Origin of the sequence: Burkholderia sp. 572, from assembly GCF_040545135.1 — a bacterium.
Taxonomy (GTDB): domain Bacteria; phylum Pseudomonadota; class Gammaproteobacteria; order Burkholderiales; family Burkholderiaceae; genus Burkholderia; species Burkholderia cepacia.
In genome coordinates, this window is the sequence record NZ_JBEPLH010000011.1 from 266455 (window position 1) to 279245 (window position 12791).

Sequence of the window (12791 nt, forward strand, 5' to 3'; positions counted from 1 at the left end):
GCGTGTGCTCTTTCAAGCTCAATCGAAATGCTTCGGACTTCGGTGCCGCCGGGCAGCCAGGCAAAGCCGGCGGCGCAATACAAGGACGGGCGCGACGGGCGTCACGAGACGCCGGTGTAGGCGCCGTTCAGGATGCGGTAATGAAGGATGGCGGACGGTGCCGCGATGCGGCGCGCCGGACGGGCGCCGTTCATCGTCGCTGTTCGCGCGCGAACGGGAAAGCGTACCGAGGCACGGTACGAAACGGGATGACGGATACGTGACGCGGCGGGCGTCGGGAGAAGCGTGGTTCCGGCGGGCCGACAGACGCGGGGCCGGTATTCCGGTACGAGTGCGTAAAGGCTCATCGTTGTTCTTCTGCATATCGCGGGTGCAGGAACCGCGCGGCCGGCGCGTCCCGCTCCAAATGCACGGACGTATCCTGCGCCGACCGGCATGCAGCGTCAAGCAGTTGTCGCAGTGCAGCGAAGCGCTGCGTTCCTCCGCTGGAACACCGGCAGCGAAACGGCTTTCAGTACGGTAAGGATTCGCAGGACTGCGACCCGTCGTGCTCGGTCAGGATTGCTTGTCATCGCATGCGCCCCCTTCCGGACTGAAAGCTTGTCACATCGCCCGGGCGGATTCCCCGGCGCATCACGTCACCGCGCCGCCCTGCTCCTGCGCGAGAAACCGCTCGACCATCGCGTTGAACACCGGCAACGCAGGATTGTCGTTGTCCGTGCGCCATGCGAGATACAGCTCGGCCGCCACGTCGGTGCCCGCCAGCGGCCGGAACACCACGCCGTCGACATGCAGTTCGCGCGCCGACGCCGGCACGAGTGCGGCGCCCAGGCCCGCGCGCACGAGGCCCAGGATCGTATGCGTCTGCCCGACGTAATGCAGGTAGTTCGGCAGCCGCCCCGCGTTCGCGAACAGGCCCGAGATCAGGTCGTGGAAGTATTTCCCCTCGTTCGGCGAATACGCGATGAACGGCTGCCGGTCGAGATCGTCGGGGCCGATGCGCTCGCACGCGGCGAGCGGCGCCCCCTCCGCGACCGCGACCAGCATCGGTTCGCGCTGCACGAGCCGGTATTCGAGCGGCTGGCGGGCGGCCCGCTGGCGCACGAAGCCCGCGTCGAGCATCCGTGACGCCAGCGCATCGATCTGCACGGTCGACACCATCTCGCGCAATTCGACGTCGACGTCCGGCAGCGCGTGCGCAGCATGCGCCAGCAGCATCGGGATCATCCGGTACGCGCTGACCGCCGTGAAGCCGAGCGTGATGCGGCCGGCGCCGCCATGCGCGACGCGCTGCGCGGCCTGCTCGGCCCGTGCGGAGAATTCGAGAATGTGCCGCGCGTCGCGCAGGAACCGCTCGCCGGCCGCGGTCAGGCTGACCTGCCGGCTGCTGCGTTCGAGCAGCGCGATGCCGAGCGCATGCTCGAGCAGCTGGATCTGCCGGCTGAGCGGCGGCTGGGTCATGAAGAGCCGCCGGGCCGCGCGACCGAAATGCAGCTCCTCGGCGACCGCGACGAAGCAGCGAAGCTGGTGCAGTTCAATCATGCAATTCTTGAATCGATCGATAGTCTCTGGACGTTAGACCGATATCGATACGATTTCCATACTCGATTGCACCCGATGCACGGCCCGGGCCTAGCAGGACGTCAAGCGCGCTTGCGGCCGCCGGGCGACTGTTCGGTGGTCAGCCGGTCGAGTTCGCGCAGGTCGTCCTCCAGCGCGGGCGTGAGCGTCGTGCGCAGGTGGTCGAGGAACGTGCGGATCTTCGCATCGAGATAACGACGCGTCGCGTAGACGGCGTACACGCTCACCGTCTGCAGCCGATACTCGGGCAGCACGCGGATCAGCCGCCCTTCGCGGATGTCGTCGAGCACCGTATACAGCGCGACGCACGCGATCCCTCGCCCGGCGCGCACCGCGACACACAGCGCGTCCGGCACGTTGACCTGGAACGGCGCGGGCTGCAGCTCGTAGATGGCCTCCTCGCCATCGCTGCGCTCGAGCCGCCATTCGCCGGCCGGCGATGCGGGCGTGTCGAGGCGCAGGCACACGTGGTTCGGCAATTCGTCGGGCGTCTGCGGCGTGCCGTGGCGCGCCAGGTATTCGCGCGACGCGACGAGCACGCTGCAGCTCGTGCCGCAGGTCTGCGCGACGTAGCCCGAATCGGGCAGTTGCGACGCCGTCACGATCGATACGTCATAGCCCTCCTCGACGAGATTCGGCATCCGCTGCGCGAGCGTCAGCTCGACCGACACGTCGGGGTTGTCCTCCTGGTAGCGGACGATCGATGACACGACATGACTCTGCCCGAGCCCCGTCATCGCGTGGATGCGCATCTTGCCGCTCGGCCGCAGCAGTGCGTTGCGCGCCTCGGCATTCGCGTAGTCGATTTCCGCGAGGATCGATTTCGCGCGCTCGAAATAGCGTTCGCCGCTTTCGGTGAGGCCGAGGTGGCGCGTCGTGCGATGCAGCAGGCGCGTCTGTACGTGCGCTTCGAGGTTCGAAACCGCGCGCGACACCTGCGCGGTGGTCGCGTCGATTTCCTTCGCGACCGCAGTAAAACTGCCGGCTTCGACAACGCGCACGAACAGGCGCATGTTTTCGAGCATGTCCATTGAATTAGCTTGGGGAGAGTCAGTGGGGAGGCGTCGGCAGCGCTCGCGTCAGGTGGGGAACGGAACGCAGCCGCGAACCACGTCGAATCGATCACCGTGCCGGGAGAAAGGCGGGAGAGCGGGCATCGCGTACGTGGTTCTGGCATGAAGGGGGGGATTCAGTCGCCCGAATTGTACGCCGCTACAGACAAATTTGCGCTATTGCCAGGCCCGCAAACTTTCATCGGATGAAAGGTTTTTGCAAGACATGCGTGTCACGCACATGCACCGCCTTGATGCGACGCGACAATTTATATCACAACGCGATATAATTCGCGGCTCGTCGCTGCGCGCGCCCGCGCTGTCATCTTTACCGCTTACCGTCCATGTCGTCAGGCTCCCCTTCGTCGCGCCGCACGTTGCGGCAATGGCTGCACAGCTTCATTCCCCAGCCGATGTCGCTGGGCTGGCGCGAGCGCCTGCGTTCGTGCACGGGCGCGCTCGTCGGCATCGCGACAGTCGGCGTGACCATGCGCGTGCTGCCTGGCGTACCGGGCCTCGTGCCGCTGCTCGTCGCGCCGATGGGCGCGTCGGCCGTGCTGCTGTTCGCGGTGCCGGCGAGTCCGCTCGCGCAGCCGTGGTCGATCATCGGCGGCAATCTGGTCGCGGCGACGGTCGGTGTCGCCTGCGCACAATGGATCGCCGATCCGATCACGGCCGCCGCGGTCGCGATCGCGTGCGCGATCGGCGGCATGTTCGCGCTGCGCTGCGTGCACCCGCCGTCGGGCGCCGTCGCGCTCACGGCCGTGGTCGGCGGCCCCGCGATCCATTCGCTCGGGTTCAGCTTCGTGCTGGAGCCGATCGCGCTGCAATCGGCCATCCTGCTGTCCGCCGCACTCGCCTATCACACGCTGACCGGGCACCGCTACCCGCACGGCGGCGTGCGCCCCGAAGCGAAACCGCAGGCGGGCGGCGCCGCACCGGCGCGCGGCCGCTTCACACGCGGCGACCTCGACGCGGTGCTCAAGCGCCGCAGCGAATGGCTCGACGTCGATCCGGACGACCTGGAAGCGCTGCTGCGCGAAACCGAGATGCAGGCCTACACACGCACGTTCGGCCAGCTCTCGTGCGCCGACCTGATGACGAAGGATGCGATCGAAGTCGCGCCGTCGACATCGGTAATGGCCGCGCTCACGCTGCTCGACCGCCATCGCGTGAAGGCGCTGCCCGTCGTCGACGGCGAAGGCCGCCTGACCGGCATCGTCACGCGCGCCGACCTCACGCGCCCGCTGCGCCGCCCGACCCCGCTGTGGCAACGCCTGTCCGCGCGGCTGCCGCAATCGTTCGGCGGCCAGCCGGCGAGCGTCGCCTCGGTGATGACACGCGACGTCGCGTGCGTGCCGGAAACGATGCCGATCACCGCACTCGTCCCGCTGTTGACGCATTCGGGCCACCACCACATTCCGGTCGTCGATGAATCGCACCGGCTCGTCGGGATCATTACCCAGACGGATCTCGTCACGGGCCTTTATCGGCAGACGCAAATGCTCGAGGCTGCCTGACGTATGCCGCGCTCGTAACGCCATGTAGCGGCCGGTGCAACGCGGAGTGCATCCTATCTGCACGAATTCGGCCATTTATGTCATGTTGTGATATATTTCACGCTACCGTAACCGACTGATCGACCGCCCCCGATGAACGATACCCGACGCGCGCTGACGAAAAGCGATTTCCAGCAACTGTCCGAGTTCCGCTACCAGATGCGCCGCTTCGAGCGCTTCTCCGAGCGCGCCGCGCAAAGCGAGGGCGTGACGCCGCTGCAATACCTGCTGTTGCTGCACATCAAGGGCTACCCGCATCGCGAATGGGCGACCATCGGCGAACTCGCGGAACGCCTGCAGGCGCAGCATCACGGAGTCGTCGCGCTGGTCACGCGCTGCGAAGCGCTCGGCCTCGTGAAGCGCAAGACGAGCGAAGCGGATCGCCGGCAGGTCGAGGTTCACCTCGAGCCGGCCGGCGAGACGCTGCTCGCCCGCCTCGCGGCCATGCATCGCGCCGAGCTGAAGTCGCTCAAGGACGCGTTCCAGGTTCCGCAGATCGATTACTGACCCATGCCTTTTCCACGCCGATGAACGCACCACACAAACGCGATTTCTCGACCAACGAACGCCTGCCCGGGATCGCGTTGCTTGCCGCCGGGATCGGCCTGCTCGGCACGCTTGCCGCGTTCGTGCTGTTGAGCCTGATCCATCTGTTCACGAACCTGTTCTTCTTCCAGCAGTTCTCGTTCGTCGACCGCTCGCCCGCGAACAACACGCTGGGCGCGTGGGTGATCGTGGTGCCGGTGATCGGCGGGCTGATCGTGGGGTTGATGGCGCGCTTCGGTTCGGAAAAGATCCGCGGCCACGGCATTCCGGAAGCGATCGAGGCGATCCTGTTCGGCAAGAGCCGCATGTCGCCGAAGGTCGCGATCCTCAAGCCGCTGTCGTCCGGCGTCGTGATCGGCAGCGGCGGCCCGTTCGGCGCCGAAGGCCCGATCATCATGACGGGCGGCGCGCTCGGCTCGCTGATCGCGCAGTGCGTGCACGTCACTGCCGCCGAGCGCAAGACGCTGCTCGTCGCCGGTGCGGCCGCCGGCATGACGGCCGTGTTCGGCACGCCGGTCGCCGCCGTGCTGCTCGCGGTCGAACTGCTGCTGTTCGAATGGCGTCCGCGCAGTTTCCTGCCGGTCGCACTGGCATGCGCGGTGGCGGGTTTCGCCCGCGCCGTGTTCTTCGGCGTCGATCCGCTGTTTCCGCTGACGACGGCCGCGCCGACGCCCGTCGCGCTGCTGTCGTGCATCGTCGCGGGCCTGCTGTCGGGCTTGCTCGCATGCGGGCTGTCGGCCGCGCTGTACCGCGTCGAGGACACCTTCGCGAAGCTGCCGGTGCACTGGATGTGGTGGCCCGCGCTCGGCGCGATCGTGATCGGCATCGGCGGCTGGCTCGAGCCGCGCGCGCTCGGCGTCGGCTACGACGTGATCGGCGACCTGCTGCACCAGCACATCGCCTTGAAGATCGCGCTCGCGCTGCTGCTCGTGAAAGCCGTGATGTGGGTGATCGCGCTCGGCTCGGGCACGTCGGGCGGCGTGCTCGCTCCGCTGCTGATGCTCGGCGCCGGCCTCGGCACGGTGCTGTCGCCGATGCTGCCGGGCGGCGACCAGACACTGTGGCCGCTCGTGTGCATGGCCGCGACCCTCGGCGCAACGCTCGGCGCCCCGCTCACCGCGATCGTGTTCGCGTTCGGCCTCACGCATGACGCGAACGCGCTACTGCCGCTGCTCGCGGCGACGCTCGTCGCGCACGGCTTCGCAACCATCGTGATGAAACGCTCGATCATGACGGAAAAGATCGCACGCCGCGGCTATCACATCTATCGCGAATACGGCGTCGATCCGCTCGAGCGGCACGACATCGGCGAAGTGATGACGTCCGCCGACCTGCTCGTCGCGATCGACGGCGCGTCGACACTCGATGCCGTCGAATCGCGGTACTTCGGCGCGAAGCAGACGCACCGTGCGTACCCGGTCGTGCAGAACGGGCGCCTGCTCGGTCTCGTCGATCGCGCGACGCTCGATGCGCAGCGCGCACAGGCTGCACCCGACACGCCGATCTCGCACGCGTTCGCCAATCGTGCGCCGGCGGTTGCCCAAGCGCACGAATCGTGCCGCGTCGTCGCATCGCGACTCGCGATGCTCGGGCTCGAGCGCCTGCCCGTCGTCGCCGACGAGCAATCGATGCGCATCACGGGCATCGTATCGCGCAGCGACCTCATCAAGCCCGCGTTGCAGCACTTCGACGACGAACAGAAACGCGAGCGCTTCCGCCCGATCGTCCCGGCCAACCTGCGCGACATCGGCACGCGCAAGGCCGGCTGACCCACCGTGCCGCGCGGCACCCTCGCCGCGCACGCCCCGCTCGCGTCACCTCTGCGCACGACGCGGCACGCCCGTCGCGTGCCGCCTCGCATTCCGTCGCTTTCCCTGTTTAAAGTTGGTTAACAATTCGACGGCCGAAAGTTTGTCATCATGGTGCTCATGCGACGGGGCCATCAATCAGCCATTCCACTGCGCGATCAAATAAAGAGTTGCGGCACGGCATGCACATGCATGCCGCTCGCCGCGACCATCACTTCACCACACGACCGGGCAGCGCGCGGACCACGTCGCGCATGACGTCGAACCGCACACGATGCATGCCGTGCCGCAGCAAAGTGCACAGCATCGGAGTCGCCATTTGGCAAGCGCGTTAACAACTTGTTTCGGAATAGCCGGAACCGTGCTTGTTCGATGCGATCTCACTTGCACGCAGTCCTGCTGCGCATCCCACTCAATCAATCACGACTCGAGGGAGATAACGTGAACGCGAAATACTTACCGCTCATCGCATTGACCGTGGCATTTTCTGCTCATGCAGCCGATTCTGCCCTCCAAAACGTGGGACAAAGCCAGAAACCCGCCGATCAGGTCGCGCAATGCATCGCCAAGACCTGGGCCGACAAGTCGCAGCAACAAGTGACGTCGCAGTATGAACTCGCGAACGGCCTCGCCATGGCCGTGTATGCGCCGGGCCAGCAGCCGCCGAACGGCGCCGCGGCCGTCGTGCGCCCGGCCAACGCCGCGAATGCAAAGACGTGGGTCGGTTTCCGCGGCGGCGACGCATCGTCGGCCGGCGACATCAACGCCTGCCTGTAAGAGAACAGGCGCTCCGGATGGCCTTGCGCCATCCGCTTGTGACAAGCCCCGCTTCGGCGGGGCTTTTCTTTTACTGCGCGCGTCTTACAGGTAGCTGCAGACGTAATCGAGCGTCTCGAGCACTTCGATGTCGAAACGGCTCTTGCCCGGCACCGAGAACGATTCGCCGGCGCCGTAGGTCTGCCATTCGCTGCCGCCGTCGAGCTTCACGCGGCACTTGCCGGCCTGCACTTCCATCAATTCGGGCGCATCGGTGCCGAAGTTGAGCGCGCACGGCAGGATCACGCCGAGCGTCTTGCGCGTGCCGTCCGGGAAGAGCACGGTATGCGACACGCACTTGCCGTCGAAATAGACGTTCGCGCGCTTGACGACCGATACGTTGTCGAATTGGGTTGCACTGGTCATGAAATGCCTCTGATTGCTGGATGCCGGATGGCGATGTGGTTGGAGGCCGGCCGGAGCGGCGGGCCGGCCGCTATGATACCGGCTCGCGCGGCAGACGCCGCAATGACGTGGCCGCTGCGCAAGCCACGTGCCCGCCGGGCGACGGCAACGCCGCACGCCCGATCGTCAGGATAACGACGCAACGACGGTCGCTGCCCGCGGGCGCAGGTTCACAGCAGCCCCTTGCGCCTCGCGGAATCGCGCAGGCAATCGAGCAGCATGGCCGCTGCCGGCGTCAGCGGGCTGTCGCGACGCGTGATGACCTGCACCGAGACGGCCGGCAACCGCTCGCGGATCGGCAGGACCGCGAACTGGTCGCGCGCCCACTCGCCCTGCAGCAGCTGCTCGGGCATCGAGGCAATCAGGTCGCAGCCCATCATCAGGCTGCGCGCGAGCCCGAAGCTCGGGCATTCGACGACGCGCGCCGGCACCGGCAACCCGTAGGCGACGAATGAATTGAACAGCACCTGCGTCGAACTTTCGGGCGACGGATTCATCAGCCAGTCGGCTTCGACGAGATCGGCGAGCGACGTGGCCGATGCGAGCGGATGCCCCTTGCGCGCGACGATCAGCGAACGGCTCGAATACAGTTCGGCGTGATCGAACTCGGCGGCCAACAGTTCGGGCACGACGACGGCCACCGCGAAATCGAGCGAGCCGTCGTGCAGCCGCGGCAGCGCGACGCCCGGAAACCCTTCGACGATACTGACGCGCGCCACCGGAAAACGCCGCCGGAACGCGCGAAACGCATCGGGCAGGATCGTCACCGCGGCGGCCGGCGTGACCGCCGCCGCGACGGAGCCCGTCATCGCCCCTTGCGCCTGCTCGATGTCGTCGCGGGCGCGCTGCATTTCGGCGACGATCAGCCGCGCGCGCACCTGCAACTGCTGGCCGAACGCGGTGAGCTGAACACCGCGCGCGGTGCGTACGACGAGCGACACGCCGAGCGCGATCTCCAGCTCCTTGACCGCCTTCGTCAGTGCCGCCGGCGACACGTTCAGGCGCCGCGCGGCCGCGCGAATGCTCCCCTCTTCCGCGACGGTGACGAACGCTTTCAGCTGATGGTATTTCATGGCGGCGACGCGTGATCCGTGGAAACCCTGTGCTGCACGGCACACACCGGCTCAGGGTATTCCCGAGCGGCAACCGGTGGTGAGCACCAAAGCAATTTATCAGCTTCTGGTACGCAAAAGAAATTTATATGCTTGCTCGTCATATGTGCGTCAAACGCCCCAGCCGCCCCACAGGAGAGACCATGCTGCAAGCCGTGAACCCCGTCATCCCCGGTATCGCCGCGATCGCGCCCGAGCTGGTCGAGGTGCGCCGCCGCATCCACGCTCACCCCGAACTCGCATTCGAGGAAACGCTCACGAGCGACCTCGTCGCCGAGCTGCTCGCCGGCTGGGGTTACGACGTGCATCGCGGCATCGGCAAGACGGGCGTGGTCGGCGTGCTGCGCGAAGGGCAAGGCACACGCACGGTCGGGCTGCGTGCCGACATGGATGCACTGCCGCTCGCGGAAGCCACCGGCCTGCCGTACGCGAGCCGCCATGCGAACAAGATGCATGCGTGCGGCCACGACGGCCACACCGCGATGCTGCTGTGCGCGGCGCGCCACCTCGCGGCAACGCGCCAGTTCTCCGGCACGCTGAACCTGATCTTCCAGCCGGCCGAGGAAAACTTCGGCGGCGCGAAGGCGATGATGGACGACGGCCTGTTCGACCGTTTCCCGTGCGACGCGATCTTCGCGATCCACAACATGCCGGGCCGCGCGGCCGGCGACATGGCCTTCCGCACCGGCGCCGCGATGGCGTCAGCCGACCGTGTGACGATCACGCTGCGCGGTGTCGGCGGCCACGGCGCGATGCCGCATTTCGCGCGCGATCCGATGTCGGCCGCGGGCAGCATCATGGTCGCGCTGCAGACGATCGTCGCGCGCGAGGTCGATGCGCAGCATGCGGCCGTGATCACGGTCGGCAGCGTGCAGGCCGGCGAGACCTTCAACATCATTCCCGAAACCGTCGTGATGAAGCTGTCGGTGCGCGCACTGAACGCCGACGTGCGCGCACTGCTCGCGCGCCGCATCGAAGGGCTCGCGAAAGGCCAGGCGGAGAGCTTCGGCGTCACGGCGGAAGTCGACTACGACTACGGCTACCCGGTGCTCGTCAATCACGCGGAGCCGACTGCATTCGCGGCCGACATCGCGCGCCAGATGCTCGGCGCCGAGCGTGTCGAAACCGACGCCGCGCCGCTGATGGGCAGCGAGGATTTCGCGTTCATGCTCGAAGCGCGCCCCGGCTGCTACGCATTCATCGGCAACGGGATCGGCAGCAAGGGCGGCTGCATGGTGCACAACCCCGGCTACGACTTCAACGACGACATTCTCGCGATCGGCGCGAGCTACTGGGTTCGCATCGCCGAAGCCTGGCTCGCGGCCTGACGGCCCTTCATCCCATCGTTTCGCGCCAACCGGGGGAACCCCACATGGAAACGTCCGCCCTTTCGCTCGCCGGCACGCCGGTCGATGCTCGCGCCGCCGCGAAGAAACGCCGGCTGATCGCGGCCGCCGCCGTCGGCAACGCGCTCGAGTTCTACGACTTCACGGTCTACAGCTTCTTCGCGATCCTGATCGGCAAGCTGTTCTTTCCCGTGCATTCGTCGTTCGGGCAATTGATGCTCGCGGTCGCGAGCTTCGGTGTCGGCTTCGTCACGCGCCCGCTCGGCGGGCTCGTGATCGGCATGTATGCCGACCGCGCCGGCCGCAAGAAGGCGATGATCCTCACGCTGCTGCTGATGGCGCTCGGCACCGCGACAATCGCCGTCGCGCCGACCTTCGCGCAGATCGGCCTCGCCGCCCCGCTGCTGCTCGTGCTCGCGCGCCTGCTGCAAGGGTTCGCGTCGGGCGGCGAAGTCGGCGCGTCGACCACGCTGCTGCTCGAACAGGCGCCGCAGCACCGCCGCGGCTTCTACGCATCGTTCCAGTTCTCGAGCCAGGGACTCGCCGCGCTCGCCGGTGCGCTGACCGGCGTCGCGCTGACGTCGACGCTCAATGCCGCGCAGCTCGAAAGCTGGGGCTGGCGCGTCCCGTTCATCATCGGCACGCTGTTCGTGCCGCTCGGCTACTGGCTGCGCCGCACCGTCGAGGAAGTGCCGGCCGCCGCGCCCGCCGCCACGCACGACGAGCCGGTCGCATCGCTGCCGCTCGCCGACGTGCTGCGCCATCACGGCAAGGCCGTATTCGCGGGCCTCGGCGTAACGATCGGCGGCACGTCGATCCACTACATCATCGTGTTCTACATGGCGATCTACGGCGTGCAGGTGTTGCATCTGCCGACCTGGCTGTCGATGACGGCCGGCTGCGTCGCGGGCGCGATCCTGATGCTCGTGACGCCGATCGGCGGCCACCTGTCCGACGTGTACGGGCGCAACCGGATCGTCTGGTGGACGCGCATCGCGCTGATGGCCGCGATCTACCCGGCGTTCATCGCGCTGAACCGCTGGCCGGGCGCCGCATCGCTGCTGTCGATCATCGCCGCGCTGTCGATCGTGCACGCGATCAACATCGGCGCGACGGGTGCGATGCTCGGCGAGCTGTTCCCGCGTGCGGTACGTGCGACGGGCGGCGCACTCGTGTACAGCGTGGGCGTCGCGATCTTCGGCGGCTTCGCGCAGTTTTTCGTCACGTGGCTGATCGCGGCAACCGGGAATCCGAATGCGCCGGCGTGGTATGCGATTGGTTGCGGTGCGTTCACGCTGCTCGCCATCCGCTGCATGGACGAAAAAGCCGGAAAGGCACTCGACTGACCGGTGGGCGATGCCGGATGCGCGATTGACGCAGTGCGTGCGTATCGGGCATGATCGCTCCATGCGCCACACCACGACCACCTCCTCGACCACGACACGCACGACCGCCTTCGGCGGGCTCGTGCGGCGAGTGCGCGCAAGGTCGTAGCGCCACGATTCCTCACAGGCCCCGCCGGTTCCGGACGGGGTCTTGTCGTTTCTCCGTCCGTATCGGTCACTCAGGAGAAACGCCATGCCCGAAGTCTCTTCCCCGAAACGCTCCCTGCTCGTCGTCGACATGCAGGTCGGCCTGTATCACGGCCCCGAGCGGCCGTACGACGGCGAACGTGTGCTCGCGAACATCAACCGGTTGATCGGCCGCGCGCATGAAGCCGGTGCACCGGTATTCGCGGTGCGGCACACCGGCCCCGCCGGCTCGCCGATCGCGCCCGACTCGCCACTGACCGCACTGCTGCCTGAACTCGCAATCGATGCCGCACGCGATACCGTGTTCGCCAAGACGCAGTCGAGCTGCTTCACCGGCACGCCGCTCGCCGCATAGCTGCATGCGGCCGGCATCGGCGAGATCGTGATTGCTGGAATGAAGACGCAGTACTGCGTCGATACGACGTGTCGCGCGGCCGGCGATCTCGGTTTTCGCGCGGTGCTCGTGACCGATGCGCACACCTGCATGGATACGCCCGAACTGCCGGCCGAGCGGATCGTCGCGCATCACAATGCGACGCTTGGCGGGCCGTTCGCGACGTTGACGACGACTGAGGCGTGCGGGTTCTGATGCACGACGCCGGTCAGATTGCGATGCGCGAAGGCATCATGGGCCCGCTGATCCTTCAGCTCGACCTATATCTATCGCGCTAAGCGCCCGCCAACAGCTTTACGCAGCTCGTCGTTCTGTCGAAGAACGACGGCTCTCCGATCGTGCGGTGCCCGATGCGCCGGGCCTCGCGCCGCTGTTGTAGCGTTACATGAGGCTCGAAATCAAGTGACAGCCGCATGTCGCTCGATGACCGTGTCGCGCAATCGGAATGCCGCTGTCCTTCATCGATTCGTCTCCTTCCTCGATGATGTTCGGTGACACGTCGGGATGCTGCGAACACGACACACGGTCGCCTTTACGCGCGGCGTAGCGGCCATCGAATTTCATGGTCAATGAGCCCGTTTCGACTTTGCCGTCGTGGTCCGTGTCGTCGCCGACGCGAATCAAGTTCATCATAAATTGA

General features: G+C 66.8%; 12 protein-coding genes and 1 pseudogene. 7 read left to right on the forward strand and 6 right to left on the reverse strand.

Features of this window, described 5'->3' with window-relative positions:
• Nucleotides 1–101 precede the first annotated feature (101 nt).
• The 3 genes from ABIC51_RS22445 to ABIC51_RS22455 all read right to left on the reverse strand — a co-directional run bounded on the left by ABIC51_RS22445 (nucleotide 102) and on the right by ABIC51_RS22455 (nucleotide 2612).
• Complete coding sequence (locus ABIC51_RS22445; RefSeq protein ID WP_146253943.1) at nucleotides 102–347, reverse strand: hypothetical protein; 246 nt, start codon at nucleotides 345–347, stop codon at nucleotides 102–104.
• A 286-nt stretch (nucleotides 348–633) separates the two neighbouring features.
• Nucleotides 634–1542, reverse strand: coding sequence for a LysR family transcriptional regulator (locus tag ABIC51_RS22450; RefSeq protein WP_027791839.1), 909 nt, complete (start codon nucleotides 1540–1542; stop codon nucleotides 634–636).
• A gap of 101 nt (nucleotides 1543–1643) precedes the next feature.
• Entirely contained in the window at nucleotides 1644–2612 is a 969-nt protein-coding gene (locus tag ABIC51_RS22455) for a LysR family transcriptional regulator (RefSeq protein ID WP_027791840.1), read from the reverse strand.
• A 365-nt stretch (nucleotides 2613–2977) separates the two neighbouring features.
• Between ABIC51_RS22455 and ABIC51_RS22460 the strand changes: the two genes are divergently transcribed.
• The 4 genes from ABIC51_RS22460 (at nucleotide 2978) to ABIC51_RS22475 (ending at nucleotide 7323) form a co-directional block, all read left to right on the forward strand.
• Entirely contained in the window at nucleotides 2978–4153 is a 1176-nt protein-coding gene (locus ABIC51_RS22460; RefSeq protein ID WP_175897525.1) for an HPP family protein, read from the forward strand.
• Nucleotides 4154–4285: 132 nt separating this feature from the next.
• The gene (locus ABIC51_RS22465; RefSeq protein WP_027791842.1) at nucleotides 4286–4699 is read left to right on the forward strand and encodes a MarR family winged helix-turn-helix transcriptional regulator; all 414 of its coding nucleotides are present in this window, start codon (nucleotides 4286–4288) and stop codon (nucleotides 4697–4699) included.
• A gap of 20 nt (nucleotides 4700–4719) precedes the next feature.
• Nucleotides 4720–6507 carry a chloride channel protein gene (locus ABIC51_RS22470; protein ID WP_175852972.1) on the forward strand — a complete coding sequence of 596 codons (1788 nt, stop codon included), beginning with the start codon at nucleotides 4720–4722 and terminating at the stop codon, nucleotides 6505–6507.
• A gap of 480 nt (nucleotides 6508–6987) precedes the next feature.
• Nucleotides 6988–7323: a hypothetical protein gene (locus ABIC51_RS22475; RefSeq protein WP_021162025.1), complete on the forward strand. Its 336-nt coding sequence runs from the start codon at nucleotides 6988–6990 to the stop codon at nucleotides 7321–7323.
• Nucleotides 7324–7407: 84 nt separating this feature from the next.
• On the opposite strand, the gene ppnP is transcribed toward ABIC51_RS22475, so the two are convergent.
• Nucleotides 7408–7728 carry a pyrimidine/purine nucleoside phosphorylase gene (gene ppnP / locus ABIC51_RS22480; protein ID WP_175852974.1) on the reverse strand — a complete coding sequence of 107 codons (321 nt, stop codon included), beginning with the start codon at nucleotides 7726–7728 and terminating at the stop codon, nucleotides 7408–7410.
• Between the two features lie 209 nt (nucleotides 7729–7937).
• Complete coding sequence (locus ABIC51_RS22485) at nucleotides 7938–8840, reverse strand: LysR substrate-binding domain-containing protein (protein WP_027791844.1); 903 nt, start codon at nucleotides 8838–8840, stop codon at nucleotides 7938–7940.
• A gap of 182 nt (nucleotides 8841–9022) precedes the next feature.
• On the opposite strand from ABIC51_RS22485, the gene ABIC51_RS22490 reads away from it, so the two are divergent.
• From ABIC51_RS22490 to ABIC51_RS22500, 3 genes and pseudogenes are all read left to right on the forward strand, one after another.
• Nucleotides 9023–10207 carry a M20 aminoacylase family protein gene (locus tag ABIC51_RS22490; protein WP_124672240.1) on the forward strand — a complete coding sequence of 395 codons (1185 nt, stop codon included), beginning with the start codon at nucleotides 9023–9025 and terminating at the stop codon, nucleotides 10205–10207.
• 44 nt (nucleotides 10208–10251) lie between these two features.
• Entirely contained in the window at nucleotides 10252–11571 is a 1320-nt protein-coding gene (locus ABIC51_RS22495) for an MFS transporter (RefSeq protein ID WP_059697395.1), read from the forward strand.
• A gap of 232 nt (nucleotides 11572–11803) precedes the next feature.
• Nucleotides 11804–12346: pseudogene (locus tag ABIC51_RS22500) on the forward strand (cysteine hydrolase family protein).
• Between the two features lie 186 nt (nucleotides 12347–12532).
• On the opposite strand, the gene ABIC51_RS22505 reads toward ABIC51_RS22500, so the two are convergent.
• Nucleotides 12533–12784: a PAAR domain-containing protein gene (locus tag ABIC51_RS22505; protein WP_146253938.1), complete on the reverse strand. Its 252-nt coding sequence runs from the start codon at nucleotides 12782–12784 to the stop codon at nucleotides 12533–12535.
• Nucleotides 12785–12791: the final 7 nt, after the last annotated feature.

Bases quoted from the DNA above. Each gene is read 5' to 3' on its own strand.
- ABIC51_RS22445 (WP_146253943.1), bottom strand. From the start codon at position 347: ATGAGCCTTTACGCACTCGTACCGGAATACCGGCCCCGCGTCTGTCGG.
- ABIC51_RS22450 (WP_027791839.1), bottom strand. From the start codon at position 1,542: ATGATTGAACTGCACCAGCTTCGCTGCTTCGTCGCGGTCGCCGAGGAG.
- ABIC51_RS22455 (WP_027791840.1), bottom strand. From the start codon at position 2,612: ATGGACATGCTCGAAAACATGCGCCTGTTCGTGCGCGTTGTCGAAGCC.
- ABIC51_RS22460 (WP_175897525.1), top strand. From the start codon at position 2,978: ATGTCGTCAGGCTCCCCTTCGTCGCGCCGCACGTTGCGGCAATGGCTG.
- ABIC51_RS22465 (WP_027791842.1), top strand. From the start codon at position 4,286: ATGAACGATACCCGACGCGCGCTGACGAAAAGCGATTTCCAGCAACTG.
- ABIC51_RS22470 (WP_175852972.1), top strand. From the start codon at position 4,720: ATGAACGCACCACACAAACGCGATTTCTCGACCAACGAACGCCTGCCC.
- ppnP (WP_175852974.1), bottom strand. From the start codon at position 7,728: ATGACCAGTGCAACCCAATTCGACAACGTATCGGTCGTCAAGCGCGCG.
- ABIC51_RS22485 (WP_027791844.1), bottom strand. From the start codon at position 8,840: ATGAAATACCATCAGCTGAAAGCGTTCGTCACCGTCGCGGAAGAGGGG.
- ABIC51_RS22490 (WP_124672240.1), top strand. From the start codon at position 9,023: ATGCTGCAAGCCGTGAACCCCGTCATCCCCGGTATCGCCGCGATCGCG.
- ABIC51_RS22495 (WP_059697395.1), top strand. From the start codon at position 10,252: ATGGAAACGTCCGCCCTTTCGCTCGCCGGCACGCCGGTCGATGCTCGC.
- ABIC51_RS22505 (WP_146253938.1), bottom strand. From the start codon at position 12,784: ATGATGAACTTGATTCGCGTCGGCGACGACACGGACCACGACGGCAAA.